This window comes from Blautia intestinalis (assembly GCF_014297355.1).
Classification (GTDB): domain Bacteria; phylum Bacillota; class Clostridia; order Lachnospirales; family Lachnospiraceae; genus Blautia_A; species Blautia_A intestinalis.
The window spans coordinates 1-1,180 of the sequence record NZ_JACOQE010000022.1 but is presented as its reverse complement, the minus strand read 5'-3'; the positions used below and the strand labels follow the sequence as shown (position 1 = coordinate 1,180).

Sequence of the window (1,180 nt, the reverse complement as noted above, 5' to 3'; positions counted from 1 at the left end):
TTTTCCATTCCCTTCATTGCTTTTTCATGAAGGGCGCACTTATGGACAACCAGAGGTCGTCCGTATAAGTTTGCCACAGGTGGCAACCGGTCTGCGCTTACGCTTGCCGGGCTCGTTCCGTCGGCGGGGCTTTCAGCCAGACCTGCTCATGCCGCAGGAGGCACTCTTCGCCAGAGGGGCACATTCCATGCAGGCTGTTATGCACAGGGCACTCTTACGCAGAGGGTGCTCCGGCAGATACCATTTTCTTTTAGGAAAAACGTTACCTGCCGGAAATCAAAGCCGGATACGGCAGAATGGGGGAAACGGAGCATGGCGATTTTTCATTATACAGTAAAGATTGTTGGACGCAGCAAAGGAAAATCCATCATATCGGCGTCTGCTTATCTCAATGGCGATGTGATGAAAAATGAAGAAACAGGCAGGATCAGCTACTATACTTCAAAAAAAGAAGTCGTTTATACCAGCCTGCTGATGTGTGAAAATGCACCACAGGAATGGCAGAATGTACCTGCTGAAAATATCAGACGGTTCCAGAAATCTGTCCGATATAAAAGGGCAGATAACCAAAATGCTGCACTGGAAAAATTCAAACTTACTTTTCAGAAGCAGCGTTTATGGAATGAAGTCTTGAGGATAGAAAAAAGTTCAGATGCACAACTCGGCAGGTCATTTGAGTTCTCACTTCCGAAAGAATGGAGCCGACAGGAACAGATTGATTATACAACTGAATATATTCAAAAGACCTTTGTAGATAAGGGAATGTGTGCGGATTGGAGTATCCACGATAAAGGAGATGGTAATCCCCATGTGCATTTACTGGTGACGATGCGACCATTCAATTCAGACCACTCATGGGGTAACAAAGAAATCAAGGATTGGGAGTTTGTCAGAGATGAAAATGGAAATATTGTGGTGGATGAATCCCATCCGGACTGGTGGCAGGATAAAAAGAACCCTGACCGTCATGGAATCCGAATCCCCGTACTTGATGAAAATGGAGTCCAGAAAGTCGGGACAAGGAACCGCAAACAGTGGAAACGTGTATTAACCGATGCTACCGGGTGGAACAATCCGAAAAATTGTGAGCTATGGCGGAGCGAATGGGCAAACGTCTGTAATGCACATTTGAAAACGGAAAATCACATTGACCACCGTTCTTATGCAAGGCAGGGGAAAT

Annotated in this window: 1 protein-coding gene; it reads left to right on the top strand. The window is 45.9% G+C overall.

Annotated elements, in window-relative coordinates; all coding sequences use genetic code 11:
* Positions 1-312: 312 nt before the first annotated feature.
* A partial coding sequence (locus H8Z79_RS16480; RefSeq protein WP_187002965.1) for a MobA/MobL family protein occupies positions 313-1,180 on the top strand: 868 nt, incomplete at its 3' end.